The sequence below is a fragment of the Ancylobacter sp. 3268 genome (genome assembly GCF_031456575.1).
In the GTDB taxonomy this organism is placed as follows: domain Bacteria; phylum Pseudomonadota; class Alphaproteobacteria; order Rhizobiales; family Xanthobacteraceae; genus Ancylobacter.
The window spans coordinates 21345-39639 of sequence record NZ_JAVDUX010000002.1 but is presented as its reverse complement, the minus strand read 5'-3'; the positions used below and the strand labels follow the sequence as shown (position 1 = coordinate 39639).

At 64.5% G+C, this 18295-nt stretch carries 13 protein-coding genes; 4 read left to right on the top strand and 9 right to left on the bottom strand.

Going from position 1 to position 18295, the window contains the following annotated elements:
• Position 1 precedes the first annotated feature (1 nt).
• The 3 genes from J2X65_RS02445 to J2X65_RS02435 are packed head-to-tail and all read right to left on the bottom strand — an operon-like array spanning position 2 to position 3441.
• Positions 2-844: an ABC transporter permease gene (locus J2X65_RS02445; protein ID WP_310197502.1), complete on the bottom strand. Its 843-nt coding sequence runs from the start codon at positions 842-844 to the stop codon at positions 2-4.
• The gene (locus J2X65_RS02440; protein WP_310197499.1) at positions 841-1845 is read right to left on the bottom strand and encodes an ABC transporter permease; all 1005 of its coding nucleotides are present in this window, start codon (positions 1843-1845) and stop codon (positions 841-843) included. The genes J2X65_RS02445 and J2X65_RS02440 overlap by 4 nt, the downstream gene beginning before the upstream one ends.
• A 30-nt stretch (positions 1846-1875) precedes the next feature.
• Complete coding sequence (locus tag J2X65_RS02435; protein ID WP_310197497.1) at positions 1876-3441, bottom strand: ABC transporter substrate-binding protein; 1566 nt, start codon at positions 3439-3441, stop codon at positions 1876-1878.
• Between the two features lie 378 nt (positions 3442-3819).
• On the opposite strand from J2X65_RS02435, the gene J2X65_RS02430 reads away from it, so the two are divergent.
• From J2X65_RS02430 to J2X65_RS02415, 4 genes are all read left to right on the top strand, one after another.
• Positions 3820-6678 (top strand): winged helix-turn-helix domain-containing protein, encoded by a 2859-nt coding sequence (locus J2X65_RS02430; RefSeq protein ID WP_310197496.1) that lies wholly within the window; start codon positions 3820-3822, stop codon positions 6676-6678.
• A gap of 235 nt (positions 6679-6913) precedes the next feature.
• A complete protein-coding gene (locus tag J2X65_RS02425; protein WP_310197493.1) occupies positions 6914-8026 on the top strand; it encodes an alkene reductase in 1113 nt (370 codons plus the stop codon).
• A gap of 72 nt (positions 8027-8098) precedes the next feature.
• Positions 8099-9328 (top strand): MFS transporter, encoded by a 1230-nt coding sequence (locus J2X65_RS02420; protein ID WP_310197490.1) that lies wholly within the window; start codon positions 8099-8101, stop codon positions 9326-9328.
• A 225-nt stretch (positions 9329-9553) separates the two neighbouring features.
• Positions 9554-11137, top strand: a complete 1584-nt coding sequence (locus J2X65_RS02415; RefSeq protein ID WP_310197487.1) for a Na+/H+ antiporter — start codon at positions 9554-9556, stop codon at positions 11135-11137.
• A 90-nt stretch (positions 11138-11227) separates the two neighbouring features.
• Here J2X65_RS02415 and J2X65_RS02410 read toward each other — a convergent pair whose 3' ends face one another.
• The 6 genes from J2X65_RS02410 to J2X65_RS02385 all read right to left on the bottom strand — a co-directional run bounded on the left by J2X65_RS02410 (position 11228) and on the right by J2X65_RS02385 (position 18101).
• A complete protein-coding gene (locus J2X65_RS02410; protein WP_310197485.1) occupies positions 11228-12838 on the bottom strand; it encodes a DUF1254 domain-containing protein in 1611 nt (536 codons plus the stop codon).
• A 308-nt stretch (positions 12839-13146) separates the two neighbouring features.
• Positions 13147-13497: an ethanolamine utilization protein gene (locus J2X65_RS02405; RefSeq protein ID WP_310197483.1), complete on the bottom strand. Its 351-nt coding sequence runs from the start codon at positions 13495-13497 to the stop codon at positions 13147-13149.
• A 150-nt stretch (positions 13498-13647) separates the two neighbouring features.
• The gene (locus J2X65_RS02400) at positions 13648-14049 is read right to left on the bottom strand and encodes a RidA family protein (RefSeq protein WP_310197481.1); all 402 of its coding nucleotides are present in this window, start codon (positions 14047-14049) and stop codon (positions 13648-13650) included.
• Between the two features lie 364 nt (positions 14050-14413).
• Positions 14414-14731 (bottom strand): circadian clock KaiB family protein, encoded by a 318-nt coding sequence (locus J2X65_RS02395; protein WP_310197480.1) that lies wholly within the window; start codon positions 14729-14731, stop codon positions 14414-14416.
• Positions 14731-16407, bottom strand: a complete 1677-nt coding sequence (kaiC, locus tag J2X65_RS02390; protein ID WP_310197477.1) for a circadian clock protein KaiC — start codon at positions 16405-16407, stop codon at positions 14731-14733. Before kaiC ends, J2X65_RS02395 begins: the two co-directional genes overlap by 1 nt.
• Positions 16408-16505: 98 nt before the next feature.
• Positions 16506-18101 carry an EAL domain-containing protein gene (locus J2X65_RS02385; RefSeq protein ID WP_310197475.1) on the bottom strand — a complete coding sequence of 532 codons (1596 nt, stop codon included), beginning with the start codon at positions 18099-18101 and terminating at the stop codon, positions 16506-16508.
• Between the last annotated feature and the right edge of the window lie 194 nt (positions 18102-18295).

The window sequence follows — 18295 nt, the reverse complement described above, 5'->3', positions numbered from 1 at the left end:
GCTACCCGCCGCGCCGGGTTTTCGGATCGAGGATGTCGCGCAGCCCGTCGCCGAACAGGGTGCAGCCGAGAACCGTCAGCAACAGAGCGAGACCGGGCGCCAGGGCATACCACCATGCATCCGGCAGGTAATCGCGGCTTTCGGCGATCATGCGCCCCCACTCCGGCGAGGGCGGCGGCGGTCCGAGCCCGAGGAAGCCGAGCGTGGCGGAGGCGAACGCCGTCGTGCCGATGGCGGTGGTGGTCCGCACGACGATCGAGGAGGCGATGTTCGGCAGGATATGCAGGAAGATCACGCGCCAGGCGGACGCGCCCAGCGCGATGGCCGATTCCACGAAGGTCTCGTGGCACATCGAGCGCGTCTCGGTGAACACGATCCGCGCCCAGAACGGCCAGTAGGTGACGGAGAGCGCCAGGATCACGCTGCCGATGGAGGGGCCGAGCGACTGGGTGATGGCGATAGCCAGGATGATCTGCGGGACAGCCAGCAGAATCTCGACGCCCCCCCCGAGCATGAGGCTGACGCCGTTATTGTAATAGCCGGCGACGAGGCCGATCGGTACGCCGATCAGCACGCCTGAGAGCACCACCGTGGCGGTGATAAGTAGCGTCGTCCGCGCGCCGAGGATCACCCGGCTGAAAATATCGCCCCCCATGCGATCCGTGCCGAACAGCGCCTCCGATGACGGTGGCAGGAGCCGCCGCTCTATGTGGAAGATCTGTGCGTCCTCGGGATAGGGGACGATCATTGGCGCGGCGATCGCGACGGCGACGACGAGGCTCAGCAGGATCAGGCCGACCAGTGCCGTGCGATGACGGACAATGGATTTGATGAGGCTGATCATGGCGCGCCACGGGGATCGACCGCCATCTGGAGCAGATCGACCAGCAGGTTGCTGAGCGCGAACAGAATGCCGACGCAGAGCGTGACCCCCATCACCGCATTGTAGTCGGAGTACAGGATCGACCGTACCGCATAGGTACCGAGCCCCGGCCACTCGAAAACCGCCTCGATGACCACCGCCCCGGTGAGTGAAATGCCGAAGACCAGCCCGAGCTGGGTGACGGTCGAGTTGAGCGCCAGGCGCAGGACGTATTTCCAGACGATCACCCGGCGCGGCAGGCCCATCGCCGTCTGATAGGCGACCGAGGGCGAGGCGACGGCCTCGATCACCGAGGTTCGCGTGAAGCGCATGATCACGGCGGCGCCCGGCAGCGCCAGCGTCAGCGTCGGCAGCACGATGTGGCGAAGCGCCGAAAGAAAATTCGGCAGATCGCCGGCGATCAGCGCGTCGATGGTCAGGAACCCCGTGACCGTCTCCGGCGCGAAGTCGTCGATCCGCCCCGACAGCGGCAGCCAGCCCAGTCGCATGGAGAACAGCAGTTGCAGCTGCATCGCGATCCAGAACGGTGCCACCCCGATGAACAATACGCTCGCCAGCCGCAGCAGGTGATCGAGCCACGAATTGCGGCTGAGACCGCTGACCACGCCGAGCGGGACGCCGATCAAACCGGCGGCCAGCACACCGATGATGGTGAGCTCCAGCGTCGCCGGCAGCCTCTCCACCAGATCGTCGACAATCGGCTGCTGGGTATAGAAGCTGGTGCCGAGATCGCCTTGCGCCACTTGGCGCAGATATTCGACGAACTGCTCGGGAAGCGGACGGTCGACGGCCAGGCGCTCACGCGCTTCCTGCACTTGCTCTGTCGTCGCATTCTCGCCGACGGCCAGAACCGCGGGATCCGTTGGCACGATGCGCGCCAGCACGAACACGACCGCAAGCAGCCCGAGCACGGTCGGCATAAACCAGACCAGTCGATTGGCGACCATGGAAGCCACGTTCACAGGTGCATCTCCGGTCAACGCCTACTGCGGTCAGCGCGTCATCGTCGCCCAGCGAATGTCGTTGCCATTGGTCCCCGGCGAGAAGCGAATGCCCGAGACCCGCGTCGAATAGGGACCGAACCACCGGGTATTGTAGATGAAGATGCCGGCGGCATCGTCGCTGACGATCTGGCTCATCTTCTCGTACAATTCGCGGCGCCTTTCCTGGTCGCTGGTGAGGAGAGCCTCGTCGAGCAGTTGATCGAACACGGGGTTGCTATAATAGGACATCGTCCGCGTGCCGTGATAGCGCGTGCCGAAACCTTCTCCGACCCAATTATTCGGATCGACATAGAAGGTGCTCCGCCAGACCGGCGTCACGTCGGCCTGGGTCTCGGCCTTGGCGAAGCGGCTGGCCACCACCGCCCATGGCGTGACGTCGATATCCGCCTCGATGCCGATCTGGCGGAGCGAGCTCTGGAACAAGACGGCAGCCTGCTCGGATTCGCTGTAGCCGGCCAGCGCATTGATGGTGATCCTGCGCAAGGGCTGCTTGACCTGCGCCAGTTCCTCGCGCGCCTTGGCGAGGTCGAAGCTGTAGCCCTTCAGCCCGGGGGGCGTGCCCCAGATCGTGACCGGATTGGGTCCCGGATTGCGGGTGACCGAGTCCTTCATGATGTTCTTGATGAAGCCGTCATAGTCGAAGGCATAGGCGAGCGCGCGCCGGAAGTGAACGTCGTTCATCAACGGCTTGCTGTTGTTGAGCGCCAGCAGAAAAACGCGCATCGATTCCGCTTCGAGAACCTGCACGTTGGGGGACTGCCTCAGGCGCTGGATCTGCTCGTAGGTCAGTCCGTCAGCCCCGTCGAAATCGCCGCGCATCAGCCCCAGCACGCGGGTGTTGGTCTCCTGCACGGTACGAAACTCGATCTGGTCGATCGGTTGCCCGGCCCAGCCGGCGAAGTGCTTGACGAAGCGCTGCCCGCTCCAGCCGACCGCCGGCTCGTAGCGGCGCAGGACATAGGAACCCGTGCCGGCCTCGTTGCGTGCAAGCCAGCCGGCTCCCCAGTCGCCGTCCTTCTCCTTGGAGCGGACGAGTGCGCTGTTGACCACGAGGATGTTGGGCACCGTGGTCAGGAAGATCGCCGAGGGCGTGGCGAGGTTGAAGACCACGGTGTGCGGATCGGGCGTCTGCGTCGAGCCGGGCTTGATGAGGTCGAGATAGAAGCTCGCCGGTCCCTTACCGAGAGCGAGGATGCGCTCGATCGAGTAGGCGACGTCGGCCGAGGTCACCGGCGTACCGTCGTGAAACGTCGCGTCGGCCCGCAGCCTGAAGGTATAGGTCTTCCCGTCGTCGGAAACGGTGTAGCTTTCCGCCAGCCACGGTATCAGCTTCGGTGGATTGTCCACGAAGCGCAGAAGGCCGTCATAGAGATTGAAGCGCACCGCCGCGCGGCCCTGGTCGAAGACCGTGTGGGGGTCGAGACTGTCGAAGGCGCTGCTGTTGGCGAAGACGAACCTGGTTCGCGACTGCGCCGAGGCGTCGTCGCTATTGCCTGCCAGCAAGACGAGACCAAGGAGGCCGAATTTCAGGATTTCCCGACGCGACGTCGCCATGGTGTCACTCCGCTACGCATAGGCATTTGACGAACGACCGACCGCGCCCAAACTATCACCGCCGTTACCCGAGCGGCCGTGCCGATGGCACTCACGGCGTCAATCCTGGTAAAAATTGGTAAGGCGGCGGCGAGGCCATGCGGGGCGGCGGCCTCTAAGTTGTTGATTGAAAATAATTAATAGAAATTTATGTCAACCCGCTCCGTTCTGGTCGATTATCTTAGGATAGGGCGAGCGCCGCACTGAAGCCTTGTATAGTAAATATACTCGGGACATCTGTTTTCAATCGATATGCCTCGACGTCATGTGCCTTGAAGCTTGAGCCGCGCTTCTGGAACGAGCGATGGACGACAGTTCCAACAGGGGCAATTGAAGGACATGGAACCGCAGTGTCCGGAAGCCGATGCCACGATATATATCTTCGGTCCCTTCCGGCTCGCTCCCGGAAGGCAGCTGCTGCTCCGTAACGGACTCCAGGTTCGCATAGGCGGTCGGGCGCTCGATATTCTTACCTTGCTTGTGCGCCGGCCGGGCGAGGTCGTCACCAAAAACGAACTGATCGAGTTCGTATGGCCCAACACCTTCGTGCTGGAGGCCAACCTCAAGGTCAATGTCGCGGCGCTGCGAAAAATTCTCTCGGAGGAGGCCTCGGAAGCCTATATCGCGACGGTGGCCGGCCGCGGCTATCGCTTCGTGGCGAGCGTCGAGATCGAGCGGGACAGGATGACCCCCGCGCCCCAGCTTGTCTCCCGTGGCGCGAAATCACTGCCCAAGGCTCCCTCGCTCATCGGCCGGGCGGGCGAGATCGAACAGATCATCTCTGCGGTTTCCGCGGCCCGGTCCGTCTCCATCGTCGGGCCGGGCGGGGTCGGCAAGACGGCGATCGCGCTCGCTGTCGCCCACCGTCTGTCGGACGTCTATGCCCATGGCGTCGCCTTCATCGATCTGTCCACCGTCGGCGACGCGCAATACGCCATTGCCGCGATCGCCTCGGGGGTGGGCGTCCGGCAGCGTTCCGAAGACACGCTGTCGGAAGTGATCGACCTCCTGCACGGGCGCGAGATGTTGCTCATCCTCGATAATTGCGAGCACCTCATCTCTGCGGTGACAACGGTGGTCAACCGCTTGCTGGACGCGATACCCACCATCGCGATTCTCGCCACCAGCCGCGAGCCGTTGCGGACCATGTCCGAACAGATCTATCGCCTGCCGACACTGGCGGTGCCGGAGAGATCGGCCAGCATCGGCGCGGACGAGGCGATGGGTTTCGGTGCCGTCCAGCTTTTCGTCGCTCGGGCGCAGGAGCGCGACGCCTACGCGCTGAGCGAGGAGGACGCGCCACTCATATGCGCGATCTGCCAACGGCTGGACGGGATCGCCCTCGCGATCGAACTGGCGGCCAGCAAGGCGCCGGCCTACGGCGTGCCGGCCTTGGCCCGCATGCTCGAACAGAGGTTCCTGCTGGTGGGAAACGGCGAGCGGGCGGCGCCGCTGCGCCAGCAGACCCTGCTCGCGACGCTCGACTGGAGCTACCGCCTGCTGGCGGAGGACGAGGCGACGCTTCTGAGGCTGCTATCGGTCTTTGCGGGCGCCTTCCGGCTGCAGGACGCGGTCGCCGTGCTCGAACCAGCCGGTCTCGATGCCGCGTGGACCATCGATACGCTCGAACGGTTGACGCACAAATCGATGGTCTGCGCGGAGTATCGCGACGGGCGGCTGACCTACCGGCTGCTGAAAAGCACGCGCGCCTACGCCATGGAAAGGCTGGCCGATTCCGCCGAGCAGGACAGTGCGCTGAAGCGGCACGCCTGGCATATCCTGACATTGTTCGAGCAGGCCGCAGAAGAGTGGGAGTGGCGCGAGAAGCCCGAATGGATGGCCGATTACGCCGATCGGGTCGACGACCTGCGCAACACCATGGCGAGGGCGTTCGGTCCGAATGGCGACCGGATGCTCGGCATCCGGCTGACGGCCGCGGCGATCCCCCTATGGAACGAATTGTCGTCGATGGGGGAAATGCAGTCGCGTGTCGAGCGCGCGCTGCTGGCCATTCGCGAGATCGGCAGCTGTCCCTCCGATCTGACGGCGAAGCTGGTGGCCGCGCGCGCCTCCGGGATCAGCTTCGCCCAGCACCTCGCCTTTGATGCCGAGGGAGCCTGGCTCGAATGCTACAAGCTCGGGGTGGAGATCCAGAGCCCGAAATATCAGCTCTACGGCCTGTGGGGGCTGGCATCCTACCTCGTATTCGTCGGGCGCCATCACGAGGGCATTCGCTGGTTCAACCAGTTCATGAGCCTCGCCGAGGCCCAGAGCGACTGGCCGGCGATGGCCGAAGGCAACCGCTCGCTGGCGATGGCGGAAATCTATATCGGCAAGATCGCCAGCGCGCGGCAGCGGCTCGAGCGGCTGGTCACACGCCACCAGCGTTCCAAGGACCCGGTGCATTTCGCGCGGTTCCATGCGGAGCGCGGCGTGGCGATCCGCTGCTCCTACGCGATCGTGCTCTGGATATCCGGGGAACCCAACCGCGCGATGGACATGGCGCGCGAGGCGGTCGGCCGAGCCGAGGCAACGGGGCACGTGGTCTCGCAGTCGAATACGCTGGCCGTCTGCGCCATCCCCCTCGCATTATGGACCGGAGAGTTGCAGAGCGCCGATGGTTTCCTGACCTCGCTCGAACAGAACGGCCTGAAGGAAGACATCGGCATCTGGCGGGAGGTTTGCCGGTTCTTCCGCAGCGTTCTCCGCGCCAAGCGCCAGGAGCAGGGGGCCGCCGCCGAGATGCGGGTGCGGCTGGACGAACTCATGGCCGCGCGGTTCCTCCTGCGCGCGCCCATGCATTACAGCATGGTCGCCGAGGCCCTGCTGCTGTCGGGGGCCGTCGACGAGGCGAAGGCGCTGATCGAGGAAGCGCATGCGCTGGCACGCACGCAGTCGGCCGAATGGTGCATGCCGGAGATCCTGCGTATTTCCGGCCTGATCGAACGTCGCCTCGGTGATGACGAGGAGGGCGAGCGGCTGATGCGGCTCGCGGTGGTGAAGGCCGGCGATATCGGCGCCCTGACGCTGGAGCTCCGCGCCGCCGCCACGCTATCGGAGAAGCTGGAGGCTGACGGCTGCATTGCCGCCGCCTTCGATCTCCTTGCCAGGACCTGCGCCAAGTTCAAGGATGATGTCGAGTTCGCGGAGCTTTCGGCCGCGCGGCAGCGCATGCATGTCTTCCTGACGCTCGACTGATCGCCCGATCCGGCATGTCTCCCGCTGGGACCCATGCGTCCAGCCGCATGTTCAACATCCGCCACCCGGCGATCAAAGGCGAGCTTTACGTCTTTTGACCAGCTTTGACATGCCAGCCGCATCCCGGTTGCTACGATGTGGCCATGAATAGATCTCCATCGGCCGTCGAAACGCGCTCCGGTGATGGAGGCAAGTCTTGTTCGACATCCCTCTTCCCCAAACGGATTGGTGCGACGTGTCAGCCACGGTGCTTCCCGATCTATTCTCACCGACCCGGATCGGTGCCTTCGATGTGGCCAACCGGATCGCGATGGCGCCGCTGACCCGTTCGCGGGCCGACGCCGACGGCGTCCATTCGCGGCTCGCCATCGATTATTATCGCCAGCGCGCCTCGGCGGGCCTGATCATTTCCGAAGCGACGAACATCTCGCGGCAGGGGAGGGGCTATGCCTTCACGCCCGGCATCTACACCGACGCGCATGTCGCCGCGTGGCAGCCCGTCGTGGATGCCGTGCACGACGCCGGAGGGAAGATCGTCTGCCAACTCTGGCATGTGGGCCGGATGTCGCATGTCTCGCTGCAGGAGAATGGTGCGGCGCCGGTGGCGCCGTCGGCCATCCGGGCCGGCGAGCTGGTCTTCCTTGAAACCCAGACGCAGGCGACGCCCTCCATGCCACGGGCGCTGGAGACCGATGAAATCCCGGGTTTGATCGAGGATTACCGGAACGCCGCGCGCCGGGCGAGGGAGGCCGGCTTCGACGGCGTGGAGGTCCACTCGGCCAATTGCTACCTGCTGGAGCAGTTCATCCGCGACAGCACCAATCAGCGGACCGACCGATATGGCGGCCCGGTCGAGAACCGGACGCGGTTTCCCATCGAAGTGATCACAGCCGTCGCGGAAATCTGGGGTCCCGACCGGGTCGGCGTGCGGCTGTCCCCGCTGACCCGCGCGGTGGGCGATACGCCGCTCGACAGCGATCCGCAGGCGACCTACGGCTATCTGGCCCGCGAACTCGGCACGCTGGATCTGGCCTATCTCCATTGCGTCGAGGGCCAGACGCGCGGCCCGAACGGCGCCGCGGCGTTCGATTTCCGGGCGCTCCACGCCGCCTTCGGTGGACGGTATATCGCAAATAACGGCTATGACCGGCAGCTGGCGATCAATGCCATCGCGACGGGCCATGCCGACATGATCGCCTTCGGCCGGCCCTTCATCAGCAATCCCGACCTGGTGGAGCGCCTGCGATCCGACGCGCCGCTCTCCGACCCCGACCAGGCGACGTTCTATGGCGGCGGGGCCGAAGGCTATACGGACTACCCGACACATTATGCGCAGGCGGGAGCCTGACCTGACCGGCAGGTGGAAACGCCCTGCCCTTGGCCGCCGCCCCCGATACATCGCAAGCAGGAGGCAAGACGCATGCTCGACAAGGGCTATGGCGCCCAATGCGCCGCCGTGACCGTGCACTGCACCGAGGCGGCCCAGCAACGCCGACGCGGGCTGACGCTGTTCGCGCTGGCCTTCGGCAGCTTCTGCATCGGCACCTCCGAATTTGCCAGCATGGGCATCATCCAGCTGTTCTCGGCCAGCCTCGACATCGACATCCCCACCGCCACGAACGCCATCGCCGCCTATGCCTTCGGTGTCGTCATCGGCGCGCCGCTCGTCACGCTGGTGGCCGCGCGGCTGAACCGCCGGACGCTGCTGCTTTACCTGATGGGGCTGTTCGTGATCGGCAATGTGCTGTCGGCGCTGGCGACCGGCCTCGGCACCTTCGCCCTCGCCCGGTTCATCAGCGGCATGCCGCAGGGCGCCTATTTCGGCGCCGGGGCGGTGGTAGCGACCTATATCGTGGGTCCCGGTCGGGGCGGGAAGGCCTTCGCGCTGGTGATGACCGGCCTGACCGTCGCCACCATCGTCGGCTCGCCCATGGCGACATTGCTCGGCCAGACGCTGGGCTGGCGGAACACCTATCTCACGGTCGCCGGCTTCTCCGTGCTCTCGTTGCTGGCACTTTGGGCGTGGGTACCGGTCACCGATGCGCTGCGGGGCGGCTCGGTGGTGCAGGAACTCGGCTCGCTGCGCAGACCCGCCGTATGGATCACCATGCTGGTCGCTGCGCTCGGCGTGGCCAGCATTTTCGCGGTCTACACCTTTATCGCTCCGTTCACGACGGATGTCGCCGGGCTCGCCCCGAGCTGGATTCCGCTGGCGCTGGCGCTGTTCGGCATCGGCATGACGGTGGGAAATCTCGTCGGCGGACGTCTGGCCGATGCCTATCCCGCGCGCGGGCTATTGATCGGTTTCGGCGGAGCCCTCGTCATGCTGGCGCTGCTCGGTGCCGGCGGCGGCGATGTGTGGATCCTCATGCCCATGCTGTTCTGCATCGGGATGACGATGATGATGGCGATCCCGACCATCCAGGTGCGCCTGACGCGGGTCGCACCGGAGGCGCCGACGCTGATGGGGGCGCTGAATCTCGCCTCGCTCAACGTCGCCAATGCCATCGGCGCCTGGGCCGGCAGCCTGACCATTGCCGCCGGATACGGGCTGCTGTCGGCGGCATGGGCTGGCTTCGGCCTCACCTTGCTCGGCGTTCTCGTCTTCATCTTCAGCCTGCCGAGATCGTCCCAGCTGGCCCCCGCGTGAGACGGGCGTCCCGGAGTGCACGCCGGCGAAGCGGCTGCCGATGAAGGCCGCACCTTTTCGACCGGACGAACGACCCATCGAGATGCTGGGAACTGGAAAGATCGTTGGTCGCGGGGGATGAAATTCCGATCGACCGGGCGCGCCGGTGCATGCGAGATTCGCGCATGTGCCGGGCGTGCGCGGTCGTTGGGCGGCGTACCGGCCCTCATGTCCGAGAGGAAGTCGATGAGCTCGATCGGGCTGCTTGAGCTGGTCATCGCGACGCTGTTCGCGGCCATCGCGCTTCAATTTCTCGCAAATCGCCTGTCGTTGCCGCCGGCGGTCGCGCTGTTGGCAGGCGGTGCGATCCTGGCCTTCGTGCCGGGCCTGCCGGCCATCTCGCTCGATCCGGCGTTGGTTCTGGCGATCTTCCTGCCGCCGCTGCTGATGGATGGCGCATGGTTCATCGCCATCAATCCGTTGCGCCAGCACATGATCGGCATCGGCGCGCTGGCGGTGGGGGCGGTGCTGTTCACCACCATCGTCGTCGCGGTGGTCGCCCATGCGCTCGTGCCCTCCCTGCCATGGGCGGCTTGCGCGGCGCTGGGGGCGATCGTCTCGCCGCCGGACGCCGTGTCGGCGCGGGCCGTGCTGCACAGGGTGAGGCTGCCACGGCGGCTGTCGATCCTGCTGGAAGGCGAGAGCCTGCTGAACGATGCCACCGGCCTCGTGCTGTTCCGCTTCGCGATTGCCGCTAGCGTGACCGGGACGTTCAGCACCGTCGCGGCACTGCAGAACTTCGCGCTGCTGGCGGTGGGCGGCGCCGCCGTCGGCGTCGCGGTGGGCGCGGCCTGGGTGCTGCTGGTGCGCCGGCTCGACGACGACTACCTGATGATCGCCGCATCGGCGTTGGTGTGCTGGCCGGCCTATATGATCGCCGAGAGCCTGCACCTGTCCGGGGTCGTCGCGACCGTGGTGAACGGCCTGATCTGCGGCTGGTATCAGCATGTCCTGTTCCCCGCCTCCGTGCGCCGGCGCGGCACGTCGTTCTGGACGGTGATGATCTTCCTGATGGAGGCGCTGGTCTTCATGCTGATCGGCCTGTCGCTGCGCGGGGTTATCGAACGGGTCGGCGGCTTCGGGGTGGTCATCGAGGAGATGGCGGTGCCGATCCTGCTGATCATCCTCGCCATGACCGCCGCACGCTTCGTCTGGATCTTCGGAGCGGACCTCCTGATCGTGCTGGCGCGGGCATCGGGCCTTCGCCGCTATGCGCCTGTGGGGCCACGCGGGGCGATGGTGCTCGGCTGGGCCGGCATGCGCGGGGTGGTGACGCTGGCGGTGGCGCTCAGCGTCCCGGAGGGCTTTCCCGGACGCGATTTCATCCTGGTGGCTGCTTTCGTCGCCATCCTGATCACCGTTCTCGTGCAGGGGACGACACTGGGAGCGGTGATCCGTTGGGTGCGCCCCGCCGAAGTGGCGACGGATCGTCCCCGGCTGACCATGAGCCAAGCCGAGTCGGCGATCGCACAGGCGGAGCTGACGCTCATCGAGCGCCGCGCCTATGACCCGGATGGAACGCTCATCCATCCGCTGCTCCTCGATCATTATCGCCGGAAGGCGACGCACCTCGCCGAATATGCCGACCGGGTGGAAGACTACGGACCGACGCTTCACGCCCACTTCAACCTGGTGCTGGAGGCGATCGCCAGTGGCCGCATCGAACTGCTGCGGCTTCATCGCAGCGGCCAGATCGACGAGGAGACGTTGCAGGAGCTCGAACGTGACCTCGACCTCGAAGAACTGAGTGCGCGATCCAACCTTGTATAGATCGCCGTGCGAACCGGCCGGCAAGGCACGCCGCCAACGTCCGTACCGGGCGCGACGTCCCGGTTCGATGGTTATCCGTTTCTCACCGGTTCACTCGACTGCTTCGATCTCGCTCGGACGCCAACTCTTGTCGAACAAGGAAGGGAGCGGGCTGTAGAGGCGAAGGATCGTGAACCAGCCCTTCTTGGGGTCGGTCTGGATCCAGTTGCCGCGTGGGGCGCCGTTGGGCTGCGCGGGACCGAAATAGATCGTGGTCGCGCCGTCGGCCGCCACTTCAGCCGCCGGGGAGGGATAGCTTTGGCTGCCGGCGCGTGGATATTTCTGCGGCGTCTGCAGCATCGAGCGGGTCTGGTTGTCGTAGAGCGTGAAGGACCAGAATGCCTCAGCCGGGATGCCCTTGGGTAGGGTCACCTTGTAGGTCTTCGCGCCGTCGAACGGCTTGCCGTCGGCGTCGAGGAAGCCCATCAGATATTGCGAGCCGACGCCGGGAATCCGCATGATCATGCCCGGCGAATCGAGCGTATAGGCGTAGTAGAAGGCCGTGCGCGAATCGAGCGTGCGCGCGCCGGTCGGCGGCCGCGGCTTGAAGACGCCCTTCTCGAACACCGGCGGCGGCGTCTCGAAGAAGGCTCCGCCTTCCCACAGCATGTTGCCCCAGTGCGAGCCTTCGTAATAGGCCCAATCCGGGTGCTCCATCGCGTAGCGCCAATTGAGCGCGCGGCCCGTCGCCTGCCCGACCGCGGCGGCTTCGGAGAGGATATTCTTCATCCGCTCGTCCGGCTGGAACGGCTTGCCGTGCACGATGCCGATGGCGGCGAGCTGGCCGGCGAGTTCCACATCGTAGCTGGTGGCCGGCTCGTTCTGGACGTTCTCGTTGATCAGCTCGAAAAAACCGTAGTCGCTCGGCGGGACGGTGTTGAACGAGCGACCGGTGCCTTCGATGAACGTGGTCTCGGGGACCTTGGGTTCGCCGGCGATCCGCACCGTTCCGTCGAGCGCCGCGGCGATGCTGGTGCCGTAGCTGCCCGGCTCGTAGGGATAGACCTTCATCGTCCGCTTGATGTTGTCGACCGCCGGCTTGGGATCGTTGCCGACGAGATTGGCCCGCGCCGCATAGAGCGCGAAATTGGTCTTCGAACGGGCGATGAAGTAGCCGCCCTCGGGCAGCGGGCCATCATAGTCGGGGCCGACGATCAGGTATTTCCCGCCCAACCCGCGATCCGGGCCCGGCGCGCCGATGTCGATGATCCAGGAGAACCACATGTCGTTGATCGTGCCGATGCCGCCCGAGGGCTGCTCGATCACCACCGGTGCTTTGCTCAGGTCGAGACCCGCCATGTAGTAGATCGTATCGGCGTTGGCGGTCAGGAACAGCGACGCCGAGTCCATCAGCTCGGAGAAGATGACGACATCGCCGGGCTTGGCGCCGATCTCCTGGAAGCCCTTCACAAGGGCGAGCGCAGAGGCTCCCCGGAAGCTGTTGTTGTAGACGTCGAGCGCGCGGGTGAAGTCGAGCACGTCGTAGACCTTCCGCGCCGTTTCGGCTGTCGGCACGCCGTCCTGGAACTCGAGCGTGCCGGCACGGGTATCGACCGCCGCCGGTGCCGACAGCGACCTGACGGTTTCGGTGGAAACGTCGGAGAAGGCCGGACCTGCCGCGAGAAGCAAAGCAAGGCTGCTGATCAGGGTCGAACGCATCATTGTCATTGCCCCTTTGCGCGGACTCACTTCCAAACGCGCTGGATGGCCACACTGCCTCCTCTGAGCGTAGTACCCTGTCACCGCCATGTATAGCTTCGGCAGGAGCCGCCTAAACTCACTCGTCTGCACGAACGGGGTTCTTGACATCAAAAGACAAGCCCCGGCCCGGACGGCCACCGGAAGCTAATAGCCATTAAGGCGGGAACCCCTAACCCAGGCTGAATGCCCGCCTTGTGGCGGCGACTTGTGGCCGTTTTGGCGCGCATGGGCCTCCCTTCGAGAGCGGTGCCGATGAAGGGCGGCGCACACTAGGCGTGCGCCGGCTGCCAATGCGGATAGGTGACATAGGCGGTCAACGCGCCTTCCTCATCGGTGCGGATGGTGACGGCCTCGCCCTTCGGCATATAGACGATGTCGCTGGCGCCGGCGACGATCGTGCCGGCCTCGGTGGAGACCGTGAGCCTGCCCTCCAGAACGATCATGACGTCGTCAACCGCCATGGTCTCGGCGAGGCTCTGATGCGGGGCGTAGCGTCCATAACCGATGGTGATCGGCCCGCCCTGCCGCTCGTCGACCAGATTGCCGACGAATATGTCCGCTTCCTGGCCGGGCGAGCGTTCCAGCGAGGCATCGGCGATGGTGAACTTGCGAAGCTTCATCACTTTTCTCCTTCCGCGCGAGGTTGCGAGGCGCCATCTGGCCGTGACGCCGGCGGCAGGGATCGACGGTTTGCGTGCCGGAATGTTCCCCGATCGCGTCGACACGCCCGGGCGACGAGGCACGGGCGGGCCGATGTGCCGCCGCACGGCTCAGACGATGATGGCGGTCACACGGATCTCGATGCGCATGGTCGGCAGTCCCAGCGCGCCGACGCCGGTCTGCGTCCAGATCGGCGCATGGCGCGGCATATAGCGGCGGTAGAGGCGCGCCATCGTCTCGTTGACCTCGGGGGGAAAGCCGCCGACATGGTAGGAATTGACGTGCACCACATGTTCCCAGCTCGCGCCTGCCGTCACCAGCGTGCGCTCCACATTATGGAACGCCTGAGCGATCTCCTCCTCAAGGGCATCGGGAATCCGCAGATCGTCATCCCAGCCGCCCTGGCCGGATATCTCCACGCGATTGCCGATCCGCACCGCCTGCGAGTAGTGCAGCAGGTCGCGCAGGCGTTCCCCATAACCGGGGGTGACGAAGAATTCCGGCTTTTCCATTCCGTCCTCTCTTCAGTGGTTCAGGGCCGGTGGCCGATCAGAGGGTGACGCCACCGGGCGCATTTTGACGTTCCGTGGCGTGATGCAGTAGTCCCGCGGTCCGGCAGGCTGTGTCGCGAAAAGGGAAACGTCGCCATCGGCGATGGCCCACGACCTCTGTCGGAAGCGCGCGCACGCCGACCGGGGCCGAGCGGCCGGCCGCGAGGGTCATGTTCATGGCCGCTTCATATTCCAGACGACGACCGTCCAAGTCTGGGATACCGGCAAAAGCCGGCTCCCGGATGCCTTGCTGATCTCGCCCATTACTGCCGGTCGGCGTTCTCCCGCATAGAATTTACGCGGGTGGATGGGCGCGTTGAATAGCTCAGCCGGCCGGCCCGGACCCCAATCGCCGAAGGACCGGCTCCGGATCGCTCAGGTCGCCAAGGATGAGGCTCTGGTGCTCTCCCACCTGCGTGACGAGGGACGGAGTGCCGAAAATTCCGCGCCGGAACGCCGCTTGAGGATCCTTGAGCACATCGATCACCTCGAAGGTAATGTCTCCCTCGAGACCCTTCAGAAGATTTTCCAGATTTGCGATGGCCCGCCGGGAGTAGAGAGTGTCGCCGGCGACATAGAGTTCGAAGCGGATCGATGAGGGAGCGGACCCCTGCGCCGCAGGCGGTGGCCTGTTATCCGTCATCACGCGTCCCCGTCCGGTTGAGGCGCGGAGAGTGTTGAACGGCTGCTGCGCCGTCGGCTCATCATGTCGCGGCGCTCCTCTTCGGCATGCGATACGTCACGCGCCTGTCTCTGAAGCCGGTGGAGATCCTCCCGCTTTTCCTTCAGTTCCGTTTCGAGCGCGAGCTGGCGACGCTCCAATTCCTCGATGTCCCGTATCGTTCCACGCTCGACCCGGTCCGCTTCCAGTTCCGCCTTGCGCAGATCCTGCTCGTTGGCCCGCTCCTTCTGCCAGCGCAGCGAGCCCATGAGGACGGCACCATCCTCGGTGAAGGCGTCGGCAATGGTGATGCCTTCGTTGGAGAGGAGAAGCTCACCCACCTGGTTGGAATGAGGCGTGCCTCGTGATTTCACGACGGTGAGGCTGCGATTGCGTTCGCCGCTTTGCACGAGATAGGAAAGATGTATCCAGTTATCACATAGCGTCGACACGTTCGAACGGCTGGATTCATTCTCTCCGTTCAGGCGGTCGAGCAGGCTCGTCATCACAACGGTGATGCCCTCGCGCTTGCACAGTTGCAGCAGCCGCCGGACCGCATTCTGGGCGCTTTGCGAGCTCGTGAAGATCGATATCGGGTCGATCAGCAGGTGCCGCGGGTGGTGGTCGCGGACTTGTTCGGCGATCTCATGGGCAAACTCGTCAGGTCCGGCGGATCGATCGACCATGCCGTGCAATCGGAGCAGACCCGAACCGACATGCCGTTCGAGATCGATACGGACCGACGCGGCATTGCGGACGATTTCACCCGGGTTCTCGTCGAAGAAGATCGCCAGCGCCCGTTCTTCCCTGTTGCAGCACGCCTCGAGGAAGCTGGCACCCAGCGTCGTCTTGGCGGTGCCAGGCGAGCCCGATAGAAGCGTGCTGCTACCGCGGTAGACGCCACCGGCGAGCATCTCGTCCAGGCGGGCAATGCCGACCGAAAGCCGCTCGCTGGTAATCGGCGGCTGCTTCGGCTCCGCTTCAATGGCCGCTATCTCGATACCCTTCTGCGTCATGAGAAAGGGTACGCGGCTCTGCGCGTGAGCAGAGCTGCGGTATTTCTGAATGCGCAGGCTGCGATTCGCCAGCCCGTCTTCGGTATTGCGTTCGAGTTCGACAACGCAATCCGACATGTAAAGCGCGACCTCCTCGAAGCCCCCCGTGACGTTCGGATAGGATTTGAGCGTGAGAATCACCGTCGACGACAGCTGCTCGACATATTCCTGCATGCGCAGCAATTCCGTGCGCTGAAGCGCGGTGCTTTCCAGAAGGCTGAGAAGCGCATCGATGCCGTCAAAGACGATACAGCTCGCCTGACCGGGTGGAAACGCACCGCCGACGCTGGCAAGCAGGCCGGCAATGTCGAAGCCGCCACTAATGGCCACATCGCTACGCATCCGTCCATCCAGAATGCAGATGCGGTCCGACCCGAACAAGTCCTCGGCGTTCCAGTCGAACGCCATGAAGCCTTCGCGTATGCTGTGTGGCGACTGTTCAAACGAGACGAAGACACCATTGCCGCCGGCATTTACCACGCTGATCATCGATTGCATGGCGAAGACGGTCTTCCCGGCACCGGCTCCGCCAATGACGGCGGAGATCCTGGCGAGAGGGAGGCCTCCGCCCGACATGCGATCGAAACCGGATATGCCGGTCAACATCTTCCCGGCGGGCGCGCATGGATTATGTGTCGCAGATCGAGACATAGGCACTTCTCCTACGTGCGCCCCGCACGCGCTCGGGGATTGAGACCGTCTCAGCCGGCTTGAACGGAAAGAGCCTTTCCGTCCGAATGCCTCATGGCCCACTCCAATACAGCATCCGCATCCAGCGGACGGCTAAATAGATGGCCTTGGGCCTTGTCACACCAAATGCCCCTCAGAAAGTCGGCTTGTTCAGGCGTTTCGACCCCTTCTGCGACGATGATCAGCCCAAGCCCCCGCCCCAGACCTACGATCGATCGAGCGACGACGACATCGCGTTCCTCGCTCGGCAGGCGGCGCACAAATGACTGGTCGATCTTCAGATAAGTGACGGGCAGATCATGCAGATAGGCCAGGCAGGAATAGCCGGTGCCGAAATCGTCTATCGAAATCTTGAGGCCCATTTCATGAAGCGTCCAGAGGGCCTGGAAGCCCGGTTCTCCGCGGCGCACCATCCCGCTCTCCGTGAGCTCCAGAATAAGGCACTCCTGCGGGAAGCCCGTCCGGCACAGGATCTGACGGACATTCTCCACGAAGTCAGGCATCTTCAGCTGGACCGGCGACACGTTGACGGAGATGGGAACGCCGTCAAGAACGGTTCCTTGCCACCGGACCCCCTGTTCGCACGCCCTTTCCAGGAGCCAATATCCCAACGGAATAATTTCGCCGCTGGCCTCCGCCGCCGGGATGAACACGGCCGGCGAGACCATTCCAAGCTCCGGATCTTGCCAGCGCGCCAGTGCCTCCATGCCGACGGTGCGATTGGTGGAAAGATCCACCTGAGGCTGGTAGTACAGGCTGAAATCACCACCGTGCAACGCCTCGCTTATCTTAGCATCCAAAGGCGACGGGCGACCCGACAGGAGCAAGCCGGATGCCTTCTCCGCCACACGGCTCAGATAGCCGAAGATATCGGTCACCATGACGATGATGATGCCGACCATCGCCGTGATGATGAGCGGTACCACCTCCCGGTGGAAATCCAGCCTCGTTCCGATGTAGCCGAGCCCAATCGTGGCGGCTACCAGAACCGTCAATCGGGCACGCTGAAGCCGCCCTTCGGGGTTAGGCGCCAGCAAATGGCGCAGCGGCCCCCGATTGGCGGTTCCGCAGAGCACCGACGCCCCCGAGAGCAGGCCGCTCGCAATCACGATGATGACGATCGAGCCATCGAAGCTTTTGGCCGTGTAGAGCCAACCTACCAGAAAGGAGATCGGCAGCAGCATGGACAGCATGGCCAGGAACTGACCCGCCGCTATACGGCGCTGGGCCACAAGCACCACGGCGAGTGCCAGAAGTTCGATCATGATCGTGTTGTTGATGGTCGTGGGACCCGTGATCCAGCCAAAGAGCACCAGAACCGGCTTCAACAAGGCCAGCACCGCCGCGGTCGCCACGAGGCCGTAGGTGGGGATCACCGGCCTTGATGGCCGCAGACGCAGGGCGGCAATACCGATCAGCAGCAGAGCTGCGGAATTGAGCGGAAAGGTACGCACATTCGTACCCGGAAAAAGGGCAATGCCCCAGCCAAAGCCGAACACGGCCAGCCCGAGCAAGGCGAACGCGATGCCTGCAACTGCAAGTTTCGGAGCGAGGCGGACGCTGCGTCGCACAAGTATCTGAGGTGTGTAGCCACCTTCATTTTTCAACCCGCCTCGATCTTGCACTGAGTGATCCACCTATCGGTTGACGGTGTCAGGTATGCGCCATCTCGTCACGAAATCACATATTTTCCGAGGAAACCGCGCTGCTAAGCTTAACGCGGCCGCTACCCGCGTTAGGACGAGCCCGGTTTTCCGACGCCTGACAGTTCATGGAACGGCCCCGTCGCTGATGGCATGCA